A 23,648-nucleotide genomic window follows, 5' to 3' on the forward strand; every position below is an offset into this window, starting at 1 on the left:
GTCAGAATCCGATCTTGAAGCTGGATGCGATTGCCGTCGGCAGGTTCGCCGGCAATTCGATCACGAGCGCGTCGTCCTGCTGCCTCCAGCGCACCGGCTCGCTTGCGCCCACGAGCGACACCGACTTGACGGGCCGCGTCTCCAGTCCGGCCTGCGCGCCGAGCGACGCGATGCGCACCTGCCCCTTCGGCTCGCCCAGCGTGATGGCGTACAGCGCCCCGCCCTTCGTGGTGAAGCGGATGTCGCTCGCCGTGTAGGCGGCGTTTTCCTTGAAGGCGCCGGCCTCGAGGTTGGTCGGGCCTTCGCCGAACGTCGTCCAGGGCCGCGTCCCGTAGATGGCTTCGCCGTTGACCTTGATCCAGGCCGCCATCTCGTCGAGGAATTGACGCGACTCGGGCGGCAGGCTGCCGTCCGGATACTGCACCACGTTGAGGAGCAGGTTGCCGTTCTTGCTGACGATGTCCGCCAGCATATACACGACGTCCCGCGTCGTCTTGTACTTGTAGCCCTCGCTGTAGAACCAGTCGCCCATCGAGGTATCGGTCTGCCACGGCAGCGGCTGGATACCCTTCATGACGCCGCGTTCGACGTCCTGCACGCCGGCCTTGCAGAGAAATTCGCCGGAGCCGATGTCCTTGTGGTTGTACACGGCTTCCAGCTTGCCGTGCGTCTTGATGTTCGCGTTGTAGAAATTGGCGACCATGGTCCTGCCCGTCGCACCGAACGGGATGCCGCCGTCGGTGTACAGCAGGTCCGGCTTGTAGCGCGTCACGAGGTCGGTCACGCGGTTGTACCATTCCTGGTGAAACGCGGTGTTCTTGGTGTACCACATCGGCCCGCCGCCGAAGAGCTCATCGTGTTTCGGGTGGTACAGGTCGGCGTACTGCGGATCGGCGCCGTCATAGGGCTTGCCAAGGTGCGGGAAGACCTCATCGTGCCCATGGCTCGTGCCGAACCAGCCGTAGCTCGCGCCCAGGTGCTCGGACACGCCGAAACGCAGGCCGGCCTTGACGGCCGCCTTCTGCCAGTCGCCGACGATGTCGCGGTGCGGTCCCATCTTGACGGCGTTCCAGCGGTGGTACTTCGAATCCCACAGGTCGAAATTGTCGTGGTGGACGCCCATGCTGACGAAATACTTCGCGCCGGCCTTGACGTACAGCGCCATCAACGCGTCCGGATCGAACTTCTCGGCCTTCCACAGCGGGATGATGTCCTTGTAGCCCGACTTGGTCGGGTGGCCGTACGTCTTGAGGTGATGCTCGTACTGCGGCGTGCCGTAGACGTACATATTGCGCGCGTACCAGTCGCCGGCACGCGGCACCGCCTGCGGTCCCCAGTGGGACCAGATGCCGAACTTGGCGTCGCGGAACCATTCCGGGGTCTCGTACTTCTCCAGCGAGGCCGGGTCCGCGCTGAACGGGCCCGCGACGCGGGTGAGTTTCACGGGCGCGCCGGCCGGCTCGGCCGCGGGTGCCAGCGAACAGGTGAACAGGCCGCACAGGGCCAACGTGGAAGTCAGGGTGTGACGCAACATCGGGTCTCCTCGGTTTTTAATCTATAATATACCCGCGAGATTATAGATAGGGCCAAAGAGCCCCGCAACAGATTTATTCCCGCCGCGTGACGAGATAGGTCTTGCCCCCTTCGAGCGGCAGCTCGTAGCGGCGTTCGCCCACCTTGCGGATCGTGCCGCCGTCGCTGCGCGGCGCGGTCGCGCTCGTGAACCGCAGCACGCCCTGGCCGAGGATGCCGGTCACCCGGATCGTCGCCGCGTCGGCATACACGGCGATGTCCCCGTGGGGCGTCGGCACCTTCCCGGTTATCCACTTCAAGCCGCCCAGGTCCGGCTCGACGACGTAGGCCGCGTAGCCGGGCTGCGTCGGTTTGACGCCCAGGTAGTATTTGCCGAGCAGGTACAGCGGACTTGCGCCCCAGGCGTGGCACAGGCTCATGCCGAACGGCTTGCCGTACATGGCGTAGCGCGCGGCGCCGTCCACGTTCGGGTCGTACTGCTCCCAGAAGCACGTGGCGCCCGCGCGCAGCATGCCGCCCCAGTAGTCCTTGATCTGTCCCGTGACGTAGCGCTGCTGCCCGCTTTCCGCCAGCGCCGCCAGTTCGTAGAACCGCATGTACGGCGTCGTGATCTTCGGCACCGCGTCGTTCGTGAGGACGTTGCGACGCACGGCGGCCGCCTGCGCGTCGTCGAGGTAGCCGAACATCAGCGCGAACATGTTCGGATGGCGCGTGACGAGCGGGTTCGTGTTGCCGTCCTTGCGACCGTGGATGAAGAGCTGGCGCTGCGGATCCCAGAAGGCCGCCATGATCCTCGTCTTCAGGTCCGCGCCCAGTTGGCGGTACGTGGCGGCCTTCGCGTCGTCGTGCGCGAGCGCCGCGCAGTCGGCCATCGCTTCCAGGCTGCGCGCGAACAGCAGCTGGATGACGGCCAGTTCGCCGTCCTTCGGCATGTCGGCCCAGTCGACGAACACCCAGTCGCCCGGCAAGCCTTCCAGCATGCCGTTGCCGTCGCGCCGCGCCAGCACGAAATCCATCAGCGACACCATGCGCGGGTAGACGCTTCTCACGAAGTCCGCGTCGCCCGTGTACTGGTAATAGTCGCGGATGCCGATGAACCAGTACAGGGAATAGTCCAGGATCGTGTTGATGTGCATGTCGACGGGGTCCGCGCCGCGCAGCGCCCACGTCGTGCGCTTGACCGCGTCGCCGTCGAAGAACGTGTAATAGTTCATCAGGTAGGTCTGGACGGCGTCGCCGGACCAGACCCAGTGGTCGCGCTTGGCGCCGTCGATGAAGAACTCGCGCGTGTTCAGTTCGAGCGTGCGCTGCGCGACGTCCCAGATCCGGTTCAACTCGTCGTCGGAGCTCTTGAACTCGCCGCGGTGCGCGACCGGGAGGTATTCGTACGCCAGCGCCACATCTCCGACACGCAGGCCGGCGTCGAAGCGGATGTTCACATAGCGCATGGCGCGCGACGTGAGTGCCATGTAGTCGCCATGGTGGCCGGCGAGCGTGAAGCGGTCGAGCGTCTCGGCACCCGCTTCGGACAGGGCTTCCTCTTTCGACTCGCCGTAGTACAGCGTGACTTGTCCGCTGCCCGCGAGATTCTTCAGCGTGACGAATCCCGTCGTCTCCCGGCCGAAATCCACGAGGACAGTGCCGTTGCCGCGCGTGACGGCGGCGGGCAGGATCTCGCGGGTCGGCAGGCGGAAGCGGGATGGCGGATTGTCCGGTGTGTCGAAGTTCCAATGGCCGGCCGCGCCGGCGGGCGCGCCCGGACGCGGGCCGGCCGTCCACGACGCATCGGACCGGATCGTCCGGCCCTGCACGAAAACGGCCGGCGGCGAGGCCGCGTTATAGACCTGGATGTTGAGCGTGTGCCTGCCGGCAGGGATGCGGATATGGCGCTGGTCGCCGTGCACGAACCGGCCGTCGATGGCGACGTTGTAGATGCCTTCGGCGGCGACGTCGATGTCTTCCGGCCCGGCCAGGTCGACCTGCCGCATGAAGTTCACCTGCGGCTGGTGGCCGTACAGGCGCCAGAACGGCGGCCAGGCGACGTCGCGCTCGACGCGCTGCGCCTGCATCCGGTTGCTCAGCCAGATCTCGAAATCGCCCGGCGACCAGATCCAGGTCGCCGTGCCCTGTGCGCCCGCCAGGCCGCACGCGAGCGCCAGCAGGAGGCCGATGAAGTAGGAATGTATTCGCATGCGCGAATTGTATTCATGAACTTCACCGACCTTGACCGCGTGCGCGAATCAATCGCCCGGTTGAGCGATTCCTGAATGACGCGCGTGACGCGTCACGGAAAGTGCGGTCAGCCCGCGGCCTTCGCCATGCCGTCCTTCGGCGTCATGCGCGCGGCCAGTGCGGCGATCGGCAGCGGATTGACGTTCTCGGCGTTGACCACGTCGTCGAAGTCCGCTTCTTCCGCGCGGGCGATGAAGCGCTGGGCCTTGTTGCTCGGGGCGGTCGTCTCGATCAGGTGGTGCATGCTGGCGGCCGTCTTGTCCCACGACGTGTTCGCGACGATGGCGCGCATGCGTTCCTTCAGTGCCGTCTGCTGCTCGTCGTTCATCGCGAGCATGCGCTCGCAGGCCGCGATGAATTTCTCCGGCGTGTCGGCGATGGCGACGACGTCGCCGTACGGCACCTTCACGTCCGTGATCGGGGTGCTGACGGACGGCAGTTCGGCCGCCATGTATTCCAGCACCTTGGTCGGGCTGATGAACTTGGTCGACTCGTTCAGCGCGAACGGCAGCAGGCAGACGTCCCAGCCAGCCAGGAACTGCGGCAGCTGGTCGTACGTGCGCTGGCCCATGTAATGGATGTTGTCGGCGCGCGGCAGGTTGGCCGGGTCGATCTTCACCACCGGACCCACGAGCACGATCTGCCATTCGGGATGGGCTTCGGCGACCTGGCGTACGAGGTCGGTGTCGAAGCGCTCGTCGATGACGCCGTAGAAGCCCAGGCGCGGACGCGCGACATGGGCCTGGTCGGGGTGGCTGTCGTTGCGGTCGAGCGCCTTCTGGAAGTGTTTCGCGTCGACGCTGCTCGAGAAGCAGTGCGCATTGGCGTGGCGCTCGCGCTTGGACTGGTACAGGCTCGGACCGCCCGTGAAGCACAGGTCGGCGATGTTCAGCAGCGCATTCTCGCGCTGCAGCAGTTGTTTCGGGGCGTTCTTGAAGGCGGCCAGTTCGTCCATGCAGTCGTAGATGACGAGTGCGGGATCGAAGCCTTGCAGCAGCGGCAGCGCCATCGGCGTGTAGAACCAGACGACGGGGCGCTCGCCTTCCGGGACGAGATCGGCCAGCAGCGTCTGCAGCGTGGGGATCTGGTCGTCGTGGAAGCCGGGCGCCTGGATGCCGGTATGCGGCTGGCACACCGTGATGTTCGGCGCGACGGCCGTCTTCTGCAGGTGCGCCTTGCCCTCGTCATACACCGGCTCCTCGACAAACAGGATTCGGTAGTGTTCCGCCAGGCGAGTCATGAGGTGCTGGGGGCGCTGAAAGACGAAGTCCCAGCGCAGATGGCAAAACACGATCAGGGTCGGCATGTTGATTTCCTTTCGCCTCGGGGCGTTCTAGTTGATCTGGATTCAAGGCCCGCCACTGATGCGTCGATGCTGTGAAAACACCGACAGATCAGGTGCCGGACCAGTGAATCGTATCATGCAACTTTCTTAATATTTTCATTTATGCATTGCAACATTTGCATCAGGAAACATGCGGAAAGCCGTCCCGACCCGGTCTCCCTGGGAGAGCTCGGCAGAGTGTCCAATCGTGTAGGTTCCCTCCTACGCAGACGCAGGAAAAAACACTACGAATTTGCATCATCTGCGCTTGCGGAACGACGAGTATCCGGGCGTTACGCGCCGCGAAAACAGGGGGTTTTCAGAGGGAGAAGACCGCGCCGGGCGGCGCGGCCGGGAAGATAAACGGGGAGGCGTCACGCCGGGACGGCCGTGCGGAACGGCTCAGGCCGAAAGATAGGGTTCCGCATCTTCCGGTTCGCCGGCGGCATCGAAGCCGCGCGCCAGCAGCACGCCGTCCAGGCCGATCGTGCCCAGTGCGTCGCACAGGTCCGCCAGCTCCGATTCGAGGTCGGCGGCCAGGTCCAGCGGCTTGTCGACGGTGGCCAGTGGCGCGCCGCCGCTCAGCGGGTAGAGATTGATGCGCAGGACCGGCTCGCCGTTCGCCTCGACGGGCGCGACGACGGCCTTGATGCGCTCCGGCGCGCGCTGTTGCTCGTCCAGGCGCTGGTTGACTTCGGCCAGGGTGGCCAGCATCGACAGCTCGGCCACGCCCTGCTCCTTGGCGCCGAAGAACAGGTCCTGGTAGAGGAAATTCAGCTCGAGCTCCGCCGGATGGCTGGACAGGCAGCGCTGCAGCAGCGGCGCGACGCTGCCCGCCCACATCCGGTAGCGGGCCATGCGGCCTTCGAAATACGCGTCCGCGGCCGCCTCGTCGGAAGGCACGTGGTAGAACGGGTCGTCGGCCGGCTTCAGCGCGAAACCGAGCAGGAAGCGCAGTTCCATCGCCTCGTCGTCCGGCTCGTAGTCGCCGCCGATCCAGGGCCGCATGCTGGCCTCGATGGCGGGCGTGGGCACGAGCTTGCGCGAGCGCAGCGCGTGCGCGGCTTCCCGCAGCATCTCCTGCAGGTCGCTGTAGCGGACGCGGTCCACGCCGTCCAGGTCGTACACATGGCGCACGAGGACGATGCGGGTGGCCGGGCTGGCGAGGCCGGACTTGCGGAAGCTGTCCATCAGGGCTTCGAAATCGGCGTCGTCGCGGAACACGTCGTCCTGCTTGAGCCCGCCGGTGCTGTGCACGAACAGCGGAATCATGAACGCGTCGATCTCGAGTTCCCCACCGTTGGTCTCATCCTTGTCGTCGCCGCGCACGTGCAACGTGGCCGCCTCTTCTTCGATGCGTTCGCGCAGCAGGCGGCAGCAGTCGGCATCGGTGTAGCGCGCCACTTCGATGGCGCCGACCAGCACGTCGTCGTGCTTGCGCCGCAGCAGCCGCCGGATCAGCACCGTCAGGTCTTGCCGCCGGGCGGCGAGCATGGCGGCGTCGGCGGACTCGCGCTCGGTGATCTCGAGCGCCAGGTCGACGAGGTTCTGGGCGAGCTCGTCGGGATCCGCTTCCACCGGTTTGACCGACTTGGTCGACTTTTTCGGCTTGGCCGATCCGCGGTTGGGTTGGGCCGACGGGCCCTTGGCCGGGCGCTTGTTGTTGGGCATGGCAGACTTCATAAGAGTGAACGAGTCGCCATGGTAGCAAATCGGTCGTCCGTCCAGGCGACACCTTAGCGCGCGGGCCGGGTGTCGAGGTGGGTCGTGAAGAATTCCGGCCGCAGCTTGCGGGTGATTTCCAGTACCGGCATCACGTGATCGAGGTGTTCGCGCATGGCGGCGACGGCGCGGGCCGGATCGCGCGCCTCGATGGCGTCGACGACGGCGCGGTGCTCTTCCAGCACCCCGGCCATGCGGCCTTCCAGCGGCAACGTCAGCTGGCGGTAGCGGTCCATCTGCGTCTTGGCCTGCTGGATGATGGGCCACACGCCCGGATAGCCGGACAGCTCGGCCAGCAGCGCGTGGAAGCGCTCGTCGGTGCGGTGGAAGGTGCCGAAATCGTTGGCCGTGATGGCTGCCTCCTGCTCGGCCAGGATGGCGCGCAGCCGCCCCGCGTCCTCGGGACCGACGCGCGCCGCCGCCTTTTCGATGATCGCCGTCTCCAGCGCGTGCCGCACGAGGTTGGCCTCTTCCAGGGCGTCGAGCGGAATGCGGGCGACGAAGGTGCCGGAACGCGGCACGATTTCGATCAGGCCCTCGTCGGCCAGGCGCTGCACGGCTTCGTGCACGGGCGTGCGGCTCGTGCCGAACTCCTCGGCGATGTCGCGCTCCACGACGCGCGCGCCCGGCAGCATCTTCATTTCGACGATGCGCCGGCGCAGGCACAGGTAGACGCGGCGCGACGCGCTCAGGCCGCTCTCGGCCTCGATCTCTTGAGTGGGTGGGACTGGGTTGTTCATGGTCGCAAGTGTAACGCCTCTTCAGCCGGCGGGCATCGCCTCGCGCGGGATGATCGCGCCGCGGTGGCGGATCACGGTCCCGGCCAGCCGGTGCCCGGCGCGCGCGGCGTCGTCCGGGCCCTTCCCGCTCAAACGGGCCGCCATGTACGCCGCGCCGAACGAATCGCCGGCGGCCGTCGTGTCGACCACGTCCTTCACCGGTTGCGGCGCCACTTCGTGCAGGCGCCCGTCGTGCCAGACGACGCACGGCGCGCCGCCGCATTTGACGACGACTTCGCCCACGCCCAGGGCGCGCGTGCGTTCGATGACGTCGGCCGCGTCGGCTTGGCCGTACAGCGCGACCTCGTCGTCCAGCGTGAGCAACGCGATGTCCGCATGCGCGAGCGCGCGGCCGTAGACGTCGCGCGCCGTCTCCGCGTCTTCCCACAGGCGTGGGCGGTAGTTGTTGTCGAACACGACGCTGCCGCCGGCCGCGCGGCACCGGGCCAGCGTGGCGATCAGCAGGTCGCGGTCGCTTGGCGCCAGGATCGCCAGGCTGATCCCCGACAGATAGACCATGCGCGCCGACGCCAGCGCCTCGAGCACCGTGCCCGCGCCGGGGGCCGCGAGCCAGTGCCGCGCGGCGGCATCCTTGCGCCAGTAATGGAAGCGGCGTTCGCCATCCGGATCCGTTTCGATCATGTAGAGGCCCGGCAGGCGGTCCGGCAGGCGCTGCACGCAGGACGTTTCGATGCCTTCGCGCTCCCACGCGGCCAGCATCTCGGCGGACATGCCGTCCGTGCCGAGACCCGTCACGTAGGCGACGTTCACATGCGCCGGGTCGAGCAGGCGCGCCATGTACACGGCCGTGTTCAGCGTGTCGCCGCCGAAGCGGTAATCCATCGTGCCACCCTGCCCGTGCACGCTCTTCTGCAGTTCGATCATGCATTCGCCGATCGCGTAGACGGTGTGTGCTGCCATCGTGTGTCCTCGTCGTCCTTGTGTGTTGTCGGGGCCGGAAAGTTTAACGGATGCCGGCCATGGCCGGGGCATCCGTTTTCAGGGGCGGCCGCGGACCGGTCTCGCGGACCAGCGTCCAGACGACGATCGCCGCCAGCACGTCGAACACGGCCAGCACGACGAACATCGGGCTGTAGCCCACGTGCGCGACCACGAGGCCGAACAACAGCGTGAACAAGGTCGCCCCCAGATAGCCCGACATGCCGGCCAGGCCCGTGGCGGTCGCCACCTCGTGCTTGCCGAAGACGTCGGACGTGATCGCATACAGCGCGCCGGACAGCGTCTGGTGCGCGAATCCGCCGATGCACAGCAGGAAGATCGCTGTGTACGGGCTCGCCACGAGGCCGATGCATCCCGGAGCGATCATGCACAGGGAGCCGAACGCCATCACCCATTTACGCGACGCGAACAAGGAGACCTTGAAGTGCCGGTGCACGAAGGGCTGCAGATAGCCGCCCAGCACGCAGCCGATGTCCGCGGCCAGGAACGGCAGCCACGCGAACGCGGCGATCTCCTTCAGGTCCATATGGCGTTCCGTCGCCATGTACAGCGGGATCCACGCGTTGAACGTCTGCCAGGCCGGCTCCGACAGGAAGCGCGGGATCGCGATGGACCAGAAATTCCGGCTGCGGCCGATCTCGCGCCACGACGCCCTCGACGTGCCGTCCTGGCGTTTCGCTTCCTGGCCCGACAGGATGCGGTCGCGCTCCGCGTCCGACAGCAGCTTCTGGTCGCGCGGGTGCTTGTAGAACACGGTCCACAGCAGGGTCCACGCGATGCCCAGCATGCCGACGATGACGAAGGCCCACTGCCAGCCCGCGTGCAGGATCGCCCACACGACGAGCGGCGGCGCGCACAGGGCGCCGATCGACGAACCGATGTTGAACCAGCCGATGGCGACCGAGCGCTCCTTCGCGGGGAACCATTCCGTCGTCGCCTTGATGCCGGCCGGGATGCCCGCCGCTTCCGTGAGGCCCAGCAGGCCGCGGAACAAGGCCATGCTCTGCCAGCCGGACGCCAGCGCCGCGCAGGCGCACGCCAGCGACCACGCGAACGCGAACACGGCGAAGCCGATCTTGGTGCCGATGGCGTCCAGCACGAAGCCGGCCACCGGTTGCATGACGGCGTAACAAACCTGCCACGCGACGACGATGTACGAATATTGCTTCGTATCGATGTGCAGGTCCGCCATCATGGTCGGCGCCGCGACGGACAGGGTGTTGCGGGCCAGGTAGTTGACGATCAGGCCGAGCGTGACCAGCCCCACCATCCACCAGCGCATGCCTCTCATTGTCTTCATGTTGTCTCCTCAGGCGCTTTCCATGTCAAAAAATGCGCGCAAGATCCCGGGCCGCCCGGCGCGGATGCGCCGGCGGTCTCTCTCGATCGGTTGTCGTTCGTGCTTACGCGAGCAGCGCGCGGATGCCCTGCTCTTCGATGTCTCGCAGGTTCGCGGCCAGTTGCGCCGCCAGCCCCGGAACGAGGTTCAAGTCCCTGCCCCACAGCGCGGCGTGCGCGAGCCAGCCATGGGCCAGGTCGTCCAGCGTCCACGCCTTGGCCGCCACCTTGTCCCAGCCGGCGCGGAACCACGCCAGGGTGGCCGCATCGTCGGCCAGGTCGATGACGCCGCCGCGGTACAGCACCATCGTCGCGGCCATCGCCAGCACCAGGCGGCGCGGCAGGCGGCCGTCGTTGAGGTCCGCGTAGCGCAGCAGTTGCGGCATCACGCGCGCGGCGAACTTGCTCCAGCTGTTCAACGCGATCGATGCGAGCCGGTGGTGGATCGCCGGGTTGCGGAAGCGGCGCAGCACGTCCTCCGCGAAGGCCTCCAGCTCGGCGCGGTCCATTTCCAGCGCCGGGATGATCTCTTCATCGATCGCCGCGCGCAGGAACGTTCCGACCTGCGCGTCGTCGACGGCCGGGCCGACCGCTTCCAGGCCGGCCAGCAGCGCGACCGGCACGAGGGTCGTGTGGCCGCCGTTCAGGATGCCCACCTTGCGCTTTTTGTACGGCGTGATGTCGTCGACGAGCTTCACGTTCAAGCCGCTGCCCGCCAGTTTCAGTTCCTCGCCCACCGAGGCCGGGCCCTGGATCACGAACAGGTAGTAGTATTCGGCGGCGACCAGGAACGGATCGGCGTACCCGAGTTCGCGTTCGATCTGTCCGGCGTCCGCGGCCGGATAGCCGGTGACGATGCGGTCAACGAGCGTATTGCAGAACGTGCAGGCGTCGCCGATCCAGGCCGCGAAGCCGGTCGGCAGCTGCCACAGGCGGGCATAGTGCAGCACGGCCTCCTTGAGCGCCGCGCCGTTCCTGTCGATCAGTTCGCACGGCAGCAGCACGAGGCCCTTGTCCTGTGCGCCTTCGAATGCGGTGTAGCGCGCGAACAGCAATTGCGTGAGCTTGGCCGGGAACGTGACGGGCGGCGCGTCGTCGAAGCGGTCGGTGTCGTTGACGGCGATGCCCGCTTCCGTCGTGTTGGAGACGACGAAGCGGAGAACCGGGTTCGCGGCCTGCGCCAGATAGTCGCCGTACATCGTGGCCGGGTCGATCTCGCGCTGCACGCATTCGACGGTACGATATTGCTTCACCGGCTGGCCGGCTTCATCGAGCCCGCGTACGAGGACGGTGAACAGGCCGTCCTGCACGTCCAGCAGCGGCACGTTCGAACCCCCGCGCGGGCGCACGACGACGACGCCGGCGTCGAGGCCCGTGCGTTCGTTGAGCAGGTCGACCTGCCAGTCGAAGAAGCCGCGCATGAAGTTCCCCTGGCCGAATTGCAGGATCTTGACGGGCAGCGCGAACGGGGCGGTGCGGCGGAGTGCGGTCATGGTCGGTTCCATTCAAAGCGAGATATCGCGTTTCCAGAAGATGAAGTCGTATTGCTGCAAGCGGTCGGCCTTGCACTTGTAGCGGCCACCCGCGGTGTCCACCACCATGTCGAACAGGCCCTTCGCCACGTCGGGCAGCGCCTTGCCTTCGATGATAGGACCGCAGTCGTAGTCGATCAGGTCCGCCAGTTTCGCGGCCACGCGGCTGTTGCTGGAGATTTTCAGCACGGGGACGATCGGATTGCCGGTCGGCGTGCCGAGGCCCGTCGAGAACAGCACGACGTTCGCACCCGACGCCACGATGCCCGTCACGGATTCGACGTCGCCGCCCGGGGTGCACAGCAGCGCGAGGCCCGGTTTGTCGGTCTGCTCGCCGTAGTCCAGCACGGAGACGATGGGCGACGTGCCGCCCTTCTTCGCGGCGCCGGCCGATTTCATCGCGTCCGTGATCAAGCCGTCGCGGATATTGCCGGGGCTCGGGTTGTCGGCGAAATGCGTGCCGACCGCGAGCGCGCGCTGTTCGAAGTCGCGCATCATGCCAAGGAAGCGGCGCTTGTCGTCGTCCTCGACGCAGCGCTCGATCAGGCTCGCTTCCACGCCGCACAGTTCCGGGAACTCGGCGAGGATCGACGAGCCGCCGACGGCGACCACCATGTCGGACACATAGCCCATCGCGGGATTGGCGGAGATGCCGGAAAAGCCGTCGGAGCCGCCGCACTTCACCCCGATCTTCAGGTGCGACAGCGGTACCGGTCGGCGCCGGACCTTGTTGGCTTCCTTCAGATGCGTGAGCGTATCCTGCAGCACCGCCTTCATCATTTTTTCTTCGCTGTCCCACTGCTGCTGTTCGTAGATCAGCACGGGCTTGTCGAAGTTCGGGTTCTGCTTCGCGAGGGCATCGTTGAACATGGCGATCTGCGCGTTCTGGCAGCCCAGGGAAAACACGGTGATGCCGGCCACGTTCGGGTGGTCGGCATACGCGGCCAGGATCTTGCACAGCGAGCGCGCGTCCGCGCGGGTGCCGCCGCAGCCGCCGTTGTGCGTGATGACGCGCACGCCGTCCACGTTCGGGAACGGCCGCACGACCGGCTTCGGCGCGTCCATGTCTTCGCCCAGCAGCTGGAACGTGAGCGAGGCGAGATCGTTGGTCGCGTAACCGAGCGGCCCTTCCAGCGCATTGCGCAGGTGCTCGACGTTGCGGTTTTCGCAGAACACGAGCGGGAAGATCAGCCAGTAGTTCGCCGTGCCCACGCGGCCGTCCGCGCGCACGACGCCGTCGAACGTCGCTTCTTTCAGGTCGCCGACGTCCGGCGGGGTCCACGTATAAGGCTCTGTTTTCCCGCCCTTGTCGCCGATTTCCACTTCCGACGCGTAGTGAGTAAGATTGTCGGTCGTGACGGCTTCGCCCTTGCGGATCGGCTGCGTGGCCTTGCCGACGACGACGCCGTACATGCTCAAGAGGTCGCCCTCGGCGAAGGCGCGGCGCGCCAGCTTGTGCTTGGTCCTGACCGGCGTCGATACGAGGATGTTCTCCCCGTTCCACGTCACGACGTCACCCGGCGCCAGGTCGGTCAGGGCGACCAGCATGCTGTCGTCCGGGTGAATGCAGATCACTTTTTGCATGGTTGCCCAATCAGAGCTTGAAATAGTTCTTGGCGTTTTCGTAGCAGATGCCGCGCACGATCGTGGCCAGCGCATCGTAGTCTTCCGGGTACTCGCCGGCCGCGACCCATTCGCCCAGCTGGCGGCACACGAGGCGGCGGAAGTAGTCGTGCCGCGGGTAGGACGCGAAGCTGCGCGAGTCCGTCACCATGCCCACAAAAATGCCCAGCACGGAGTGGTTGCCGAACGCGAGGATCTGGTTCAGGTTGCCGAGTTTGTGGTCGTTGAACCACCAGGCCGGGCCGAACTGCACCTTGCCGGCGACGCTGCCGTCCTGGAAGTTACCGATCATCGTCGACAGCACGTCGTTCATCGCCGGATTCAGGTTGAACAGCATTGTCTTCGGCAGCTGCTTGTGCGCGTCCAGCGCGGACAGCAGCGCGACGAGGCCGTTACTGGTCGTCATGTCCGAGATCGAATCGAAGCCGGTGTCCGGTCCCAGCGTCTCCAGCATACGCTGGTTATTGTTGCGCATGGCGCCGATGTGGAAGCACATCGTCCAGTCGAATTTCGCGTACACCGCGCCGATGGCGCCAAGCAGGCCGCGCAGGTACTGGCCCTGTTCGAGGTCGCCCAGCAGCTCGCCGCGCATGCGCTTGGCGAACAGGCTTTCCAGCTGTTCGGCCGTCGCGGCCACGGCCGGCAGCGGGATGTCGATGGCGTGGTCGGAAATGCGGCCGCCGCGCGCATGGAAGTATTCGACGCGGTTGGCCAGGGCGGCGATCATCGATGCGAACGAGTCGATCTTCACGCCGGCCACCTCGGACAGGCGCGCCACGTACTCATTGAAACCGGGGTGATTGATGCGCATGGCCTTGTCCGGACGGTAGGCCGGCAGCACGCGCGTCTTCAGCGCCGACTTCGCGATCTCGGCGTGCTGCAGCAGGTCGTCGGCCGGATCGTCCGTCGTGCAGGCGATTTCCACGTTGGCCTGTTCCAGGAACGTCCAGGTATCCATCGTCGCCAGCTTGGCGTTTGCCTGTTCCCAGATCGCCTCGGCGTTTTTTTCGTTGATGATCAGGTCGATGCCGAAGATGCGGCGCAGCTCCAGGTGGCTCCAGTGGTAGATCGGGTTGCCGATCGCGAGCGGCAGCACCTTGCAGAAGGCCAGGAATTTTTCCTTGTCCGGGCAGTCGCCCGTGCAGTATTCCTCGGGCACGCCCGCCGTGCGCATCAAGCGCCATTTGTAATGGTCGCCGCCCAGCCACAGTTCGGCGATGTTGCGGAAGGTCTTGCGCTCGGCGATCTCGCCCTGCTGCAGGTGCGAGTGGTAATCGATCACCGGCAGGTCGGCCGCGACCTCGTGGTACAGCTTGCGGGCCACGTCTGTCGTGAGGAGGAAATCCTGGTCCATGAAGGCGGTCATGTCGTGTAGCTCCTTGGGTGTCTGATCTGATATATCAGGATGGTATGCCTAATATATTACGGTGGCAAGCACTTTGTTGCCCGTTGTCCGGGTGTTATGCTTCGGTCATCGGACTTGCGATGCATATATGCAATAACCTGTCCGCAACCACCCTCCCCTGGAGACGACATGCTCGAACAATTATTCAAACTACGCCAGAGCGGCACCGACGTCCGGACGGAAGTCCTGGCAGGCCTGACCACCTTCCTGACGATGGCGTACATCATCTTTGTCAACCCGTCCATCCTCGGCGACGCCGGCATGCCCAAAGATGCCGTGTTCGTCGCCACCTGCCTCGTGGCCGCGCTGGGCAGCCTCGTCATGGGCCTGTACGCCAACTATCCGATCGCGATGGCGCCGGGCATGGGCCTGAACGCGTATTTCGCCTACGCCGTCGTGCTGGGCATGAAGGTGCCCTGGCAGGCGGCGCTGGGCGCCGTGTTCGTGTCGGGCTGCCTGTTCATCCTCGTGTCCGTGTTCGGACTGCGCGCGATGATCGTGAACGGCATCTCGCGCTCGCTGCGCGTCGCCATCACGGTGGGCCTGGGGATGTTTCTTGCCCTGATCGCGCTGAAGAGCGCCGGCATCGTCGTCGCCAGCCCGGCGACGCTCGTGCAGGCCGGCGACCTGCACAAGCCCGAGGCCATCATGGCCGTCGTCGGTTTCCTGCTGATCGTCACGCTGGACCGCCTGAAGGTGCGCGGCGCGATCCTGATCGGCATCGTCGTCGTGACGATCTTGAGCTTCTTCTTCGGCGGGAACACGTTCCACGGCCTCGTGTCGGCGCCGCCGTCGATCGCCCCCACGCTGCTGCACCTGGACGTCAAGGGTGCTTTAGGGGGCGGCATCCTGAACGTGGTCCTCGTGTTCTTCCTCGTGGAGTTGTTCGATGCGACCGGCACGCTGATGGGCGTCGCCAGCCGCGCGGGCTTGCTCGTGGAAGGCAAGATGGAACGCCTGAACAAGGCGCTGCTGGCCGACAGCGCGGCCATCGTGGCCGGCTCCGTGCTGGGCACGTCGAGCACGACCGCGTACATCGAAAGCGCGGCCGGCGTGCAGGCCGGCGGCCGCACGGGCCTGACCGCGCTGACGGTGGCCGTGCTGTTCCTCGCCTGCCTGTTCATCGCGCCGCTGGCCGGCGTGGTGCCCGCCTACGCGACGGCGCCCGCGCTGCTGTTCGTCGCCTGCCTGATGCTGCGCGACCTCGGCGACATCGAATGGAACGACACGACCGAGGCCGTGCCGGCCGCGATCACGGCCCTCGTGATCCCGTTCACGTATTCGATCGCCGAAGGCATCGCGTTCGGGTTCATCACGTATGCGGCGCTGAAGCTGACGACGGGCCGCGCGCGCGAAGTGAAGCCGATCATCTGGGTGATCGCCGCCCTATTCGCCTTCAAGATCGTCTACATCGGCACCTGACCGGCCGCCAGCATCGCCGCGAACTTCTCCGCCGGCACCGCAGGGCTGTACAGCCAGCCCTGCACGAGGTCGCACCCGAGCCCGGCCAGCAGATCGAACTGGCCCTGGGTTTCCACCCCTTCCGCCACGACCTGCAGCCGGAGGCCGTGGGCCATCGCGATGACGGCCCGCGCGATCGCCAGGTCGTCGGCGTCCGTCTCCAGGTCGTGCACGAACGTGCGGTCCAGTTTCAGGCAGTCGACGGGGAAGCGTTTGAGGTAGTTGAGGTTCGAATAGCCGGTGCCGAAATCGTCGATGGCGAGCCGGATCCCGATCTCCTTCAATTGGGCCAGCAGGGTGAAACTCTTGCCGGCGTCGGCCATCGAGGCACTCTCGGTCAACTCCAGCTCCAGCAGGCCCGGTTCCAGCGTGCTGTCTTCCAGCACGCGCCGCACGGTGCCGAGGATCTGTTCGTTGAACTGGTGCGCCGACAGGTTCACGGCCACCGGCACGACGGGCAGGCCCGCCTGGCGCCACGCGCTCAACTGGCGGCATACCTGTTGCAGCACCCATCGGCCGATTTCCAGGATCAGGCCCGACTCTTCCGCGAGCGGGATGAACAGGGACGGCGGGACGATGCCGCGCTCCGGATGGCGCCAGCGCAGCAGCGCCTCGGCGCTGGCGATGGCGCCGCCCTGCACGGCGATCTGCGGCTGGTAGTGCAGTTCCAGTTCGCCCCGCTCGAGGGCGCGGCGCAAGCCGTTTTCCAGCTTGAAGCGGTCGTTGGCGCCCTGGTTCAGCTCCGGGCGGTAGAACGCATAGCGCTGGCCGACGTTGTCCGCCGCCTGGCGCAGCGCCGTTTCCGCGCCTTTGGCCAGGGTTTCGTAGGTCACGCCGTCGTTCGGATAGATCGCGATGCCGAGCGCGGGATCGAGATGGAATTCCTCGTGCTCGAACTTGTACGGCGCGGCGAGGGCGGCCAGCACGCGGCGCGCGCCGGCCGCGAGTTCGTCGGCGTCCGCACGCACCAGGACCAGGCCGAACGCGCCTTCGGAAAAGCGCGCCACGAAGTCGTGCGCGCCCACGTCGCGCAGGCGCGCCGCCGCTTCCTGCAGGATCGCCTGTTCGGCGCCGGGGCCGAGCGCTTCGCGGATCAGCGCCATGCGCCCGAAACGCAGCAGCATGAAGCCGAGGACGCGGCCGTCGGCCTTGGCCTGCGCCTTCATCCGGCGCAGGCGCTCGCGCAGCAGGTCGCGGTTGGGCAGGCCCGTGGCGGCATCGTAGTTGCTGGCATAGTGCAGGCGCAGTTCGGCGCCGCGCAGTTCGGTGACGTCGATGCCGGTGGCGAGGACGAATTCCACGCTGCCGTCTTCGCGCCGCAGCAGGGTATGCGTCCAGACGATGCTGCGCGTGCGCCCGTCGGGCGTGCGCCAGTCGCCCTGCAGCCGCTGCGGCGGCGGAGCGCTGGCCAGGCCGGCGAACAGGTGGCGCACGATGTCCGGCTCGTCGGCCCCGCGCACCACTTCCCAGCAGCGCCGTCCAAGCGCTTGTTCGGCGCGCCAGCCCAGCGATTCCTCGCAGGCCCGGTTGAACGTCACGATGCGCCCGTCCGGGTCGGCCAGCAGCACGAGGGTGCCGGCCGTTTCGACGACGGCCGACAGCCGGTTGCGTTCCGAACGCAGGGCTTCGGTCCGTTCGACGACGAGCGCCTCGGCCTGCGTGTACAGGCGCGCGCGCTCGAGCGCGAGGGCGACCTGCCGCGCCACGCCCTCGAGCAGCTTGCGCTCCTCGTCGCCGAACGCGTCCGGCCGCGCGCGCGCATGCAGCAGCCCCACGCGGCGCTCGCCCGCGAGCAGCGGCACGCACACGGCCTCCGGGTCGTGCGGCACGCGGCCGTCGCCGCATGCGCAGACGGTGGCGTCGAGCGGCTCGCCGCGCTGCGCCAGCAGGGACACCGCGCCGTCGGGTGCGACGGTACTGATGGCGGCGCCCGCGAGCGCTGGGATGTGCAGCAGGTGGTCCAGCGCCGCCTCGGCCACGTCTGGCTCGCTGACGGCCTCGCTCAGCGCGGCGGCGATCCTGCCGAGCAGCCCCAGGGAATCGACCATCCGCGCGAGCTCGCGGCGCTGGGCCTCCAGCTCGGCGTTCAGGCTCAGGGCCTGGTCGTGGGTCGCGACCAGCAGTTCATAGATGTGCCGCCGTTCGTCCGCCATCACTTCCAGCGGCCGCGCGGTGTCGCCCGCGTCGCGTCCGGTCAGGATGCGGCGCACGCGCTCGCGCAACTGGCCGGCGTCGTGGGGCTTGCGCAGGAAGCCGTCGGCGCCCGCCTCCAGGCTCCGTACGATGTCCTGCAGACTGGTCAGCCGGGTCAGCAGCAGGACCGGAACCGCAGCCAGCGCCGGGTCGTCCTTGAGGGCGCGACACAGCGCGTAGCCGTCCATGCGGGGCATGGCGATGTCGCTGATGACCAGGTCGGGCGTCCGTGCGTGCGCGGCGTCCAGGGCGTCGCGGCCGTCGGCCGCCAGGCGCACGCGAAACTCGGGCTCCTGTTCCAGCAGCCGGGCAATGTGCTCGGCCTGAGTGGGGCTGTCCTCGGCCAGAAGGATGTCGTAGGACCGGCCGGACCGATCTCTCTCGTGCGTTGTTGTCATCGTGTCGTTGATCGAATGCAATCGGTGGCCGGTGCAGCGCACACCCCGGCCGTCAAATCTTGTCGTGATGGTAGCGAAGATGGCTAACCATTAACATTCGTCATTGACCGTGCGACAACATCCGGCCGTCTTTACTTCTGCAGAGCCCGCATGTAGTTTCACACGAAATTAACGGTTCCGGGGCCTTCACGCCCCGAGGAAGACACAATTCGAACGCAAAACACTGTCACGAATTTTATGACAGCCAATCTTTTACTTTGTTGCCGAAAGGTAACAACGTGTCCGGGCCCGCTCAACCGGCCAGGCCGTGTTGAAGCGCATAGCGGATCAGGGCCGCGTTCGTGGACAGGCCCATCTTGCGGAAGATGCGGGTGCGGTAGGTGTTGACGGAACTGATGCTGATCCCGAGCTTGGCCGCGACCTGTTTGATCTGCAATCCGGAGCCGATGAGCGCGACGATTTCCGCTTCGCGGGGCGTGAGGGTGTAATGCGGCGGCCGTCCGCCCGGGCGCGCCTCGTGCGCCAGCAGCATGCCGACGCGCGGCCCCAGCCAGGTACCGCCGTCCGCCGCGCGCCGTACGGCGTCGACCAGTTCGGACGATGCCATGGCCTTGGAAACATAGCCAAGCGCACCGGTCCGCAGCGCGGCCAGTGCGTAACGTTCCTCAGGATGCATGCTGAGGATCACGACCCGGAGATCGGGAAAATGACGCCGCAATTCGGCGAGGCCTTCGAGCCCGTCGTAATCGGGCAATGTCAAGTCCAGGATCACGACGTCTGGGTGAACCTGGGTGATGAGGGCGATCGCTTGCTTCAAGTCTGCGGCTTCACCGACGATTTTTAGGTCGGTGCAGGGCCGGACGATCTTTTTGATCCCTTCGCGGATCAATTCATGATCGTCGGCGATGACGAGCCTGATCACTATGCTTCCTTCAATACATTCACGCCGGTATGTCGGCAAAGCAAGCATTCTAGGCAACGTTGGCTCAGAATTGCAAACACAATCAATCGAAACTTAACAATTGCATATTATCTTTACACGTTTCTGGTAGCCAATATGTAAAATTTCCGCACGAAAGTATTTCGGCCGGCGCTTTCGGCTACAATGTCGCCTCCCGCCGCCGGGCTCGCCCCGGACGGACGATTCCGTGAACGACAGGCTGTGCATCGCTCCCGATGGCGACGGCAGGCAGCCGTACAGATGCCTATGAAATCTCTGATGCTTTGCGTGCTGGCGCTGTCCAGCGCGGGAGCGGCGATGGCCGCTCCGGACGACCTCGCCAGCAGCGTGCCGTCGCCCAGTTACTTCACCCAGGCGCCCACGACGGCGATACCGGAAGGCAGCAGCTGGTACACATCGGCCGAGCTTGGCGCCATCACGACGTCGGGCAATACCGAAGGGACTTCCGTGACCGGCAAGGTCGATGCCCGCCACGAAATGGCCAACTGGAGCAACGAATACATCGTCAGCGGTTATTTCAAGGAAGACGTCAACCACAACAGCAACGGCTCGACGACGCGCACCCGTTCGGCGGAGCGCTATTCGGTGTCGGCCAAGGCCGCGTTCAAGCTGCTGGAAGACGGCAACCGCGCCTTCCTGCTGGGCTCGCACGTGAACGATAAATTCGGCGCCTACACCCGCTATTCATCGGTCGGCGTCGGTTACGGCACCCAATTGCTCAAACGCGACAACGAGACGATCGACGTCGAGGTGGGTCCGGGTTATTTTCACGGCGAAAACGCGGCGGGCAGCAGCGAAGCGGGCGTGACCGTGCGCGGCGCGGCGCAGCTGCGCTGGCGCGTGAGCCCGTCCGCCGCCTTTTCGCAGAGCGTGAGCGTGGAACGGGGCACGTCGAACATGCACTCGATCGCCGAGACGGCGCTCTCCACCAAGATCAACGGGACGATGCAGATGAAGGCCGCGTTCAGCGCGCGCAACGACACGAACGTGCCGGTCAACAAGAAAAACACGGATACGCAGACGTCACTGACGCTCGTCTATTCGTTCTGAATCCGCATCGCAAAAACGGCCGGGATGTCCCGGCCGTTTTTTTTCGTGTGTACGGATTACTTCGCCAGGATCCGGCCCGACAGCTGGATCGTGCCCTGCCCCGTCACCATATCCTCGCTACCCGTCATATCGCCGCCGCCGGTCGCCTTGGCGTAGCGGCCCGTGCCGCCCGTGATCTGGAACGTGGCGCCCGAGAACACGTACTTCGCGCCTTCGCCCGTCGGCACGAACTGGCCGCTGTAGTTAGCGTAGATCAGTTCGCCTGTCAGGGTCGTGATCAGGAATTTACCGTCGCTGAAGGTGTAGGTGGCGCCGTTCGGCGTGATGCAGTCGGTGGCCAAGAACGTGACCTTGTCGCCGATTCCGGTGCTGGTGCCGAAACCAAGGATCGTGCCGCCGAAATTCGAAGCGCAGCGTGCGGACGGGCCGGGCATTTCCTGCAGCACGCCGGACACTTTGAAGTCCCTGTAGACGGCCGGGTCGGCTGAGGCGCACAGCGCGGCGGACATCAGGACGGCACCGGTGGCAAGACGCAGGACAGACTTGAACATGAAGTTCTCCGTGTAAATTGATAGAACTTCATTTTATAGTTTTGCTATCGTTTCGTGCGCACAATTGTGTAGTTTATTGTAATTGTTTGGCGAAAACGACAAAGTGTGTGTCATCCACGTCAAGATTCGGCGCCCTCATTGCGTGTGCGCGGATAACGTGGCAATGAATCCGCCAGGTGCAGCCAGCGGACCCGCTGCTCGTAATACGTGTGGTCGGCCGGCGGAAGCGCGTCGGGGTCGTCCAGGCTGCACGTGGTGACGTCGATCTCGTCCGGCCCGCTGTCGCTGTGCCACGTCAATTGTGTGCCGCAGCGGCCGCAGAACAGGCGTTCGACGCCGGGACTGGACGGATTGCGCGCGGGCGTGCCGCGGGTCCAGCGCAGCGCGGCCGTGCGTACGCTGAACCATGCGAGGGCAGGCGCACCGCTGGCGCGGCGGCAATCGACGCAGTGGCACAACGTCAGGTGGAACGGTTCTCCTGACGCCTCGTAGCGCACCGCGCCGCACATGCATCCGCCCTGCAATCCCATTGCATCTCCTCCGTCTCCTAACGCGCCGCGGCCGGCGTCGCGCGGGGCGCCGGCGCCGTCAACAGCAGTGCCACGAGGCTGATGATGGATGCCGCGCTCAGGTACCAGCCCACCGTCTGCAGGCCATAATGGGTCGCGAGCCATGTTGCCACATACGGCGCCAGCGAGGCGCCCAGGATGCCGGCCAGGTTGAAGGTGAGCGATGCGCCCGTGTAGCGCACCTCGGGCGGGAACATTTCCGACAGCAAGGTGCCTAGCGGTCCGTATGTCATGCCGATCAGGCACTGGCCCAGCGCGAGGAACAGCGCGACGAGCGTCAGGCTGCCGGACCCGAACAGCGGTCCGAACAGCAGACCGAACAGCGCGAGGCCGACGGACACGAGAATCATCGCCGCGCGCCGGCCGTAGCGGTCGGCCAGCACGGCGGCGACGGGAATCGTCAGGCCGAAGAAGACGATGGCGCCCAGCTGCAGCAGCAGGAAGGTCTGGCGCGAATAGCCCAGCGCGGATGTGCCCCAGCTGAGGGCGAACACGGTCATCAGGTAGAACACGACGAACGTCGCGAGCGCGGCCAGCGTGCCCAGCACGAGCGCGCGCGCGTGACTCGCGAACACGGCCGCGACGGGCAGCCGGACGCGCTCGTTGCGGTCGAGGACGGCCTGGAAGTCGGGCGTTTCCGTGATTTTCAGGCGCACGTACAGGCCCACGAGCACGAGCAGACTGCTGGCCAGGAATGGGATCCGCCAGCCGTAGCGCAGGAATTCGGCGTCGGAAAGCGTGCCCGACAGCAGCAGGAACACGCCGCTCGACAGGAAGAAACCGAGCGGTGCGCCCAGCTGCGGGAACATGCCGTACCAGGCGCGCTTGCCCGGCGGCGCGTTTTCCGTCGCCAGCAGCACGGCGCCGCCCCACTCCCCGCCCAGGCCGAGGCCCTGGCCGAAGCGGCACAGCGCGAGCAGCAGCGGGGCCAGCGTGCCGATGCTGGCATAGGTCGGCAGCAGGCCGATCACGACCGTCGACAGGCCCATCGTCAGCAGCGCGGCCACGAGCGTGGCTTTACGGCCGACGCGGTCGCCGAAGTGGCCGAACACGGCCGAGCCCACGGGCCGCGCGAAGAAGGCGATGGCAAACGTCGCCAGCGATTGCAGGGTGGCCGCGGCGGCGTCCCCGGCCGGGAAGAACAGCTTGGGAAACACGAGCACGGCGGCCGTGGCGTAGATGTAAAAGTCGAAGAACTCGATGGTCGTGCCGATGAGGCTCGCGAACAGGACGGTCGCCGGCCGGTTCAGCGGGGGACGGGTGGGCGTGGCGGTGCCGGTCATGCGGCACCGGCCTTCGACAGGGCGTCGGCCAGCTCGCGGCTGTCGACCGGACGCACGACGCGCGCGACTTCCTGGCCATCCTTGAGCACGACGACGGTGGGCCACAGCTTCACCTTGAACGAGCGGCCCAGTTTGCGGCCCGGGCCGTCCTCGACCTTGATGTGCTGCACGCCGGCATGCGGTGCCAGCGCCTCGTCGATGTGGCTGGCCGCGGCCTGGCAATAGCCGCACCAGTTCGTGCCGAAATCGAGGGCGACCACGCCGGGCAGCGCGTCGATGGCGCTGCGCTCGGGCTGCGCGGTGTCGTAAGGCTTCGTCATGCGAATCTCCTGGTTGTCAATCACGCTAGCCTACAACAAAATACCCTCCCGCCGTAAGTCCGCCCGCTTTTCAAGCGCCCGCAACGTGAAACACCGAACGGAATACGGCCGCGCCCGGTGGCATGCTGCGTTCATACCGACCGTTCAAGGAGACCGACATGTCCGATAATCTGCACAACCGCGGCCCGCAGGACCGTTCGCGCATCAATCTGCACGAGAAATGGGAAGTCCAGTACTGGACGAAGGAACTGGGCGTCACCGAGGATGAGCTGGCGCAGGCCGTCAAGGCGGCAGGCAGCAGCGCGCAAGCCGTGCGCGAGCACCTGAGCAGCACGCGTCACTGAGCCGTTCCCCCGGGCGGCGCCCGTCGCCCGCGCCATCCCTGCCGGCCAAGGGACGGGCCGTCGCGCCCGC

Annotated in this window: 19 protein-coding genes; 3 read left to right on the top strand and 16 right to left on the bottom strand. The window is 66.3% G+C overall.

Going from position 1 to position 23,648, the window contains the following annotated elements:
- Nucleotide 1 precedes the first annotated feature (1 nt).
- From BVG12_RS04520 to uxaC, 10 genes are all read right to left on the bottom strand, one after another.
- Nucleotides 2-1,534 (bottom strand): alpha-L-fucosidase, encoded by a 1,533-nt coding sequence (locus BVG12_RS04520; RefSeq protein WP_083684560.1) that lies wholly within the window; start codon nt 1,532-1,534, stop codon nt 2-4.
- A 73-nt stretch (nt 1,535-1,607) separates the two neighbouring features.
- Nucleotides 1,608-3,725, bottom strand: a complete 2,118-nt coding sequence (locus BVG12_RS04525; protein ID WP_075791369.1) for an alpha-L-rhamnosidase-related protein — start codon at nt 3,723-3,725, stop codon at nt 1,608-1,610.
- Nucleotides 3,726-3,832: 107 nt separating this feature from the next.
- A complete protein-coding gene (locus BVG12_RS04530) occupies nt 3,833-5,071 on the bottom strand; it encodes a glycosyltransferase family 1 protein (RefSeq protein WP_075791370.1) in 1,239 nt (412 codons plus the stop codon).
- Nucleotides 5,072-5,491: 420 nt separating this feature from the next.
- Entirely contained in the window at nt 5,492-6,760 is a 1,269-nt protein-coding gene (locus BVG12_RS04535) for a hypothetical protein (RefSeq protein WP_075791371.1), read from the bottom strand.
- A 65-nt stretch (nt 6,761-6,825) separates the two neighbouring features.
- Nucleotides 6,826-7,551, bottom strand: coding sequence for a GntR family transcriptional regulator (locus tag BVG12_RS04540; RefSeq protein ID WP_229503802.1), 726 nt, complete (start codon nt 7,549-7,551; stop codon nt 6,826-6,828).
- A gap of 21 nt (nt 7,552-7,572) precedes the next feature.
- Nucleotides 7,573-8,511: a 2-dehydro-3-deoxygluconokinase gene (gene kdgK, locus BVG12_RS04545; RefSeq protein WP_075791372.1), complete on the bottom strand. Its 939-nt coding sequence runs from the start codon at nt 8,509-8,511 to the stop codon at nt 7,573-7,575.
- A 43-nt stretch (nt 8,512-8,554) separates the two neighbouring features.
- Nucleotides 8,555-9,850 carry an MFS transporter gene (locus BVG12_RS04550; protein ID WP_075791373.1) on the bottom strand — a complete coding sequence of 432 codons (1,296 nt, stop codon included), beginning with the start codon at nt 9,848-9,850 and terminating at the stop codon, nt 8,555-8,557.
- A 103-nt stretch (nt 9,851-9,953) separates the two neighbouring features.
- A complete protein-coding gene (locus tag BVG12_RS04555; RefSeq protein WP_075796196.1) occupies nt 9,954-11,381 on the bottom strand; it encodes a tagaturonate reductase in 1,428 nt (475 codons plus the stop codon).
- Nucleotides 11,382-11,393: 12 nt separating this feature from the next.
- Nucleotides 11,394-13,004 (bottom strand): UxaA family hydrolase, encoded by a 1,611-nt coding sequence (locus BVG12_RS04560; RefSeq protein ID WP_075791374.1) that lies wholly within the window; start codon nt 13,002-13,004, stop codon nt 11,394-11,396.
- Nucleotides 13,005-13,014: 10 nt separating this feature from the next.
- Nucleotides 13,015-14,409, bottom strand: coding sequence for a glucuronate isomerase (gene uxaC, locus BVG12_RS04565; RefSeq protein WP_075791375.1), 1,395 nt, complete (start codon nt 14,407-14,409; stop codon nt 13,015-13,017).
- A 168-nt stretch (nt 14,410-14,577) separates the two neighbouring features.
- Between uxaC and BVG12_RS04570 the strand changes: the two genes are divergently transcribed.
- A complete protein-coding gene (locus tag BVG12_RS04570) occupies nt 14,578-15,870 on the top strand; it encodes an NCS2 family permease (protein ID WP_179966252.1) in 1,293 nt (430 codons plus the stop codon).
- Here BVG12_RS04570 and BVG12_RS04575 read toward each other — a convergent pair.
- The gene (locus BVG12_RS04575; protein ID WP_156895546.1) at nt 15,855-18,500 is read right to left on the bottom strand and encodes a GGDEF/EAL domain-containing response regulator; all 2,646 of its coding nucleotides are present in this window, start codon (nt 18,498-18,500) and stop codon (nt 15,855-15,857) included. The two genes, BVG12_RS04570 and BVG12_RS04575, sit on opposite strands and share 16 nt — an antisense overlap.
- 292 nt (nt 18,501-18,792) lie before the next feature.
- Nucleotides 18,793-19,470, bottom strand: coding sequence for a response regulator transcription factor (locus tag BVG12_RS04580; RefSeq protein ID WP_083684563.1), 678 nt, complete (start codon nt 19,468-19,470; stop codon nt 18,793-18,795).
- A 237-nt stretch (nt 19,471-19,707) separates the two neighbouring features.
- Here BVG12_RS04580 and BVG12_RS04585 point away from each other — a divergent pair, with 237 nt between their 5' ends.
- Nucleotides 19,708-20,511: a DUF481 domain-containing protein gene (locus BVG12_RS04585; RefSeq protein WP_307189103.1), complete on the top strand. Its 804-nt coding sequence runs from the start codon at nt 19,708-19,710 to the stop codon at nt 20,509-20,511.
- Nucleotides 20,512-20,567: 56 nt separating this feature from the next.
- Here the strand turns inward: BVG12_RS04585 and BVG12_RS04590 are convergent, their stop codons facing one another.
- The 4 genes from BVG12_RS04590 to BVG12_RS04605 all read right to left on the bottom strand — a co-directional run bounded on the left by BVG12_RS04590 (nt 20,568) and on the right by BVG12_RS04605 (nt 23,234).
- Complete coding sequence (locus BVG12_RS04590; RefSeq protein ID WP_075791380.1) at nt 20,568-21,062, bottom strand: hypothetical protein; 495 nt, start codon at nt 21,060-21,062, stop codon at nt 20,568-20,570.
- Nucleotides 21,063-21,181: 119 nt separating this feature from the next.
- The gene (locus BVG12_RS04595; RefSeq protein ID WP_075791381.1) at nt 21,182-21,592 is read right to left on the bottom strand and encodes a GFA family protein; all 411 of its coding nucleotides are present in this window, start codon (nt 21,590-21,592) and stop codon (nt 21,182-21,184) included.
- A 17-nt stretch (nt 21,593-21,609) separates the two neighbouring features.
- Nucleotides 21,610-22,914 (bottom strand): MFS transporter, encoded by a 1,305-nt coding sequence (locus tag BVG12_RS04600; RefSeq protein WP_075791382.1) that lies wholly within the window; start codon nt 22,912-22,914, stop codon nt 21,610-21,612.
- Entirely contained in the window at nt 22,911-23,234 is a 324-nt protein-coding gene (locus BVG12_RS04605; protein ID WP_075791383.1) for a thioredoxin family protein, read from the bottom strand. The genes BVG12_RS04600 and BVG12_RS04605 overlap by 4 nt, the downstream gene beginning before the upstream one ends.
- A gap of 158 nt (nt 23,235-23,392) precedes the next feature.
- Between BVG12_RS04605 and BVG12_RS04610 the strand changes: the two genes are divergently transcribed.
- Nucleotides 23,393-23,578 (top strand): DUF3606 domain-containing protein, encoded by a 186-nt coding sequence (locus tag BVG12_RS04610; RefSeq protein ID WP_075796197.1) that lies wholly within the window; start codon nt 23,393-23,395, stop codon nt 23,576-23,578.
- The last annotated feature ends 70 nt before the right edge of the window (nt 23,579-23,648 follow it).

It is taken from the genome of Massilia putida, assembly GCF_001941825.1.
GTDB lineage: Bacteria > Pseudomonadota > Gammaproteobacteria > Burkholderiales > Burkholderiaceae_D > Telluria > Telluria putida.

What these genes read in the sequence shown, in the direction of transcription:
- BVG12_RS04520 (WP_083684560.1), bottom strand. Translation starts at nt 1,534, where the DNA reads ATGTTGCGTCACACCCTGACTTCCACGTTGGCCCTGTGCGGCCTGTTC.
- BVG12_RS04525 (WP_075791369.1), bottom strand. Translation starts at nt 3,725, where the DNA reads ATGCGAATACATTCCTACTTCATCGGCCTCCTGCTGGCGCTCGCGTGC.
- BVG12_RS04530 (WP_075791370.1), bottom strand. Translation starts at nt 5,071, where the DNA reads ATGCCGACCCTGATCGTGTTTTGCCATCTGCGCTGGGACTTCGTCTTT.
- BVG12_RS04535 (WP_075791371.1), bottom strand. Translation starts at nt 6,760, where the DNA reads ATGCCCAACAACAAGCGCCCGGCCAAGGGCCCGTCGGCCCAACCCAAC.
- BVG12_RS04540 (WP_229503802.1), bottom strand. Translation starts at nt 7,551, where the DNA reads ATGAACAACCCAGTCCCACCCACTCAAGAGATCGAGGCCGAGAGCGGC.
- kdgK (WP_075791372.1), bottom strand. Translation starts at nt 8,511, where the DNA reads ATGGCAGCACACACCGTCTACGCGATCGGCGAATGCATGATCGAACTG.
- BVG12_RS04550 (WP_075791373.1), bottom strand. Translation starts at nt 9,850, where the DNA reads ATGAAGACAATGAGAGGCATGCGCTGGTGGATGGTGGGGCTGGTCACG.
- BVG12_RS04555 (WP_075796196.1), bottom strand. Translation starts at nt 11,381, where the DNA reads ATGACCGCACTCCGCCGCACCGCCCCGTTCGCGCTGCCCGTCAAGATC.
- BVG12_RS04560 (WP_075791374.1), bottom strand. Translation starts at nt 13,004, where the DNA reads ATGCAAAAAGTGATCTGCATTCACCCGGACGACAGCATGCTGGTCGCC.
- uxaC (WP_075791375.1), bottom strand. Translation starts at nt 14,409, where the DNA reads ATGACCGCCTTCATGGACCAGGATTTCCTCCTCACGACAGACGTGGCC.
- BVG12_RS04570 (WP_179966252.1), top strand. Translation starts at nt 14,578, where the DNA reads ATGCTCGAACAATTATTCAAACTACGCCAGAGCGGCACCGACGTCCGG.
- BVG12_RS04575 (WP_156895546.1), bottom strand. Translation starts at nt 18,500, where the DNA reads ATGACAACAACGCACGAGAGAGATCGGTCCGGCCGGTCCTACGACATC.
- BVG12_RS04580 (WP_083684563.1), bottom strand. Translation starts at nt 19,470, where the DNA reads ATGCTTGCTTTGCCGACATACCGGCGTGAATGTATTGAAGGAAGCATA.
- BVG12_RS04585 (WP_307189103.1), top strand. Translation starts at nt 19,708, where the DNA reads ATGAAATCTCTGATGCTTTGCGTGCTGGCGCTGTCCAGCGCGGGAGCG.
- BVG12_RS04590 (WP_075791380.1), bottom strand. Translation starts at nt 21,062, where the DNA reads ATGTTCAAGTCTGTCCTGCGTCTTGCCACCGGTGCCGTCCTGATGTCC.
- BVG12_RS04595 (WP_075791381.1), bottom strand. Translation starts at nt 21,592, where the DNA reads ATGGGATTGCAGGGCGGATGCATGTGCGGCGCGGTGCGCTACGAGGCG.
- BVG12_RS04600 (WP_075791382.1), bottom strand. Translation starts at nt 22,914, where the DNA reads ATGACCGGCACCGCCACGCCCACCCGTCCCCCGCTGAACCGGCCGGCG.
- BVG12_RS04605 (WP_075791383.1), bottom strand. Translation starts at nt 23,234, where the DNA reads ATGACGAAGCCTTACGACACCGCGCAGCCCGAGCGCAGCGCCATCGAC.
- BVG12_RS04610 (WP_075796197.1), top strand. Translation starts at nt 23,393, where the DNA reads ATGTCCGATAATCTGCACAACCGCGGCCCGCAGGACCGTTCGCGCATC.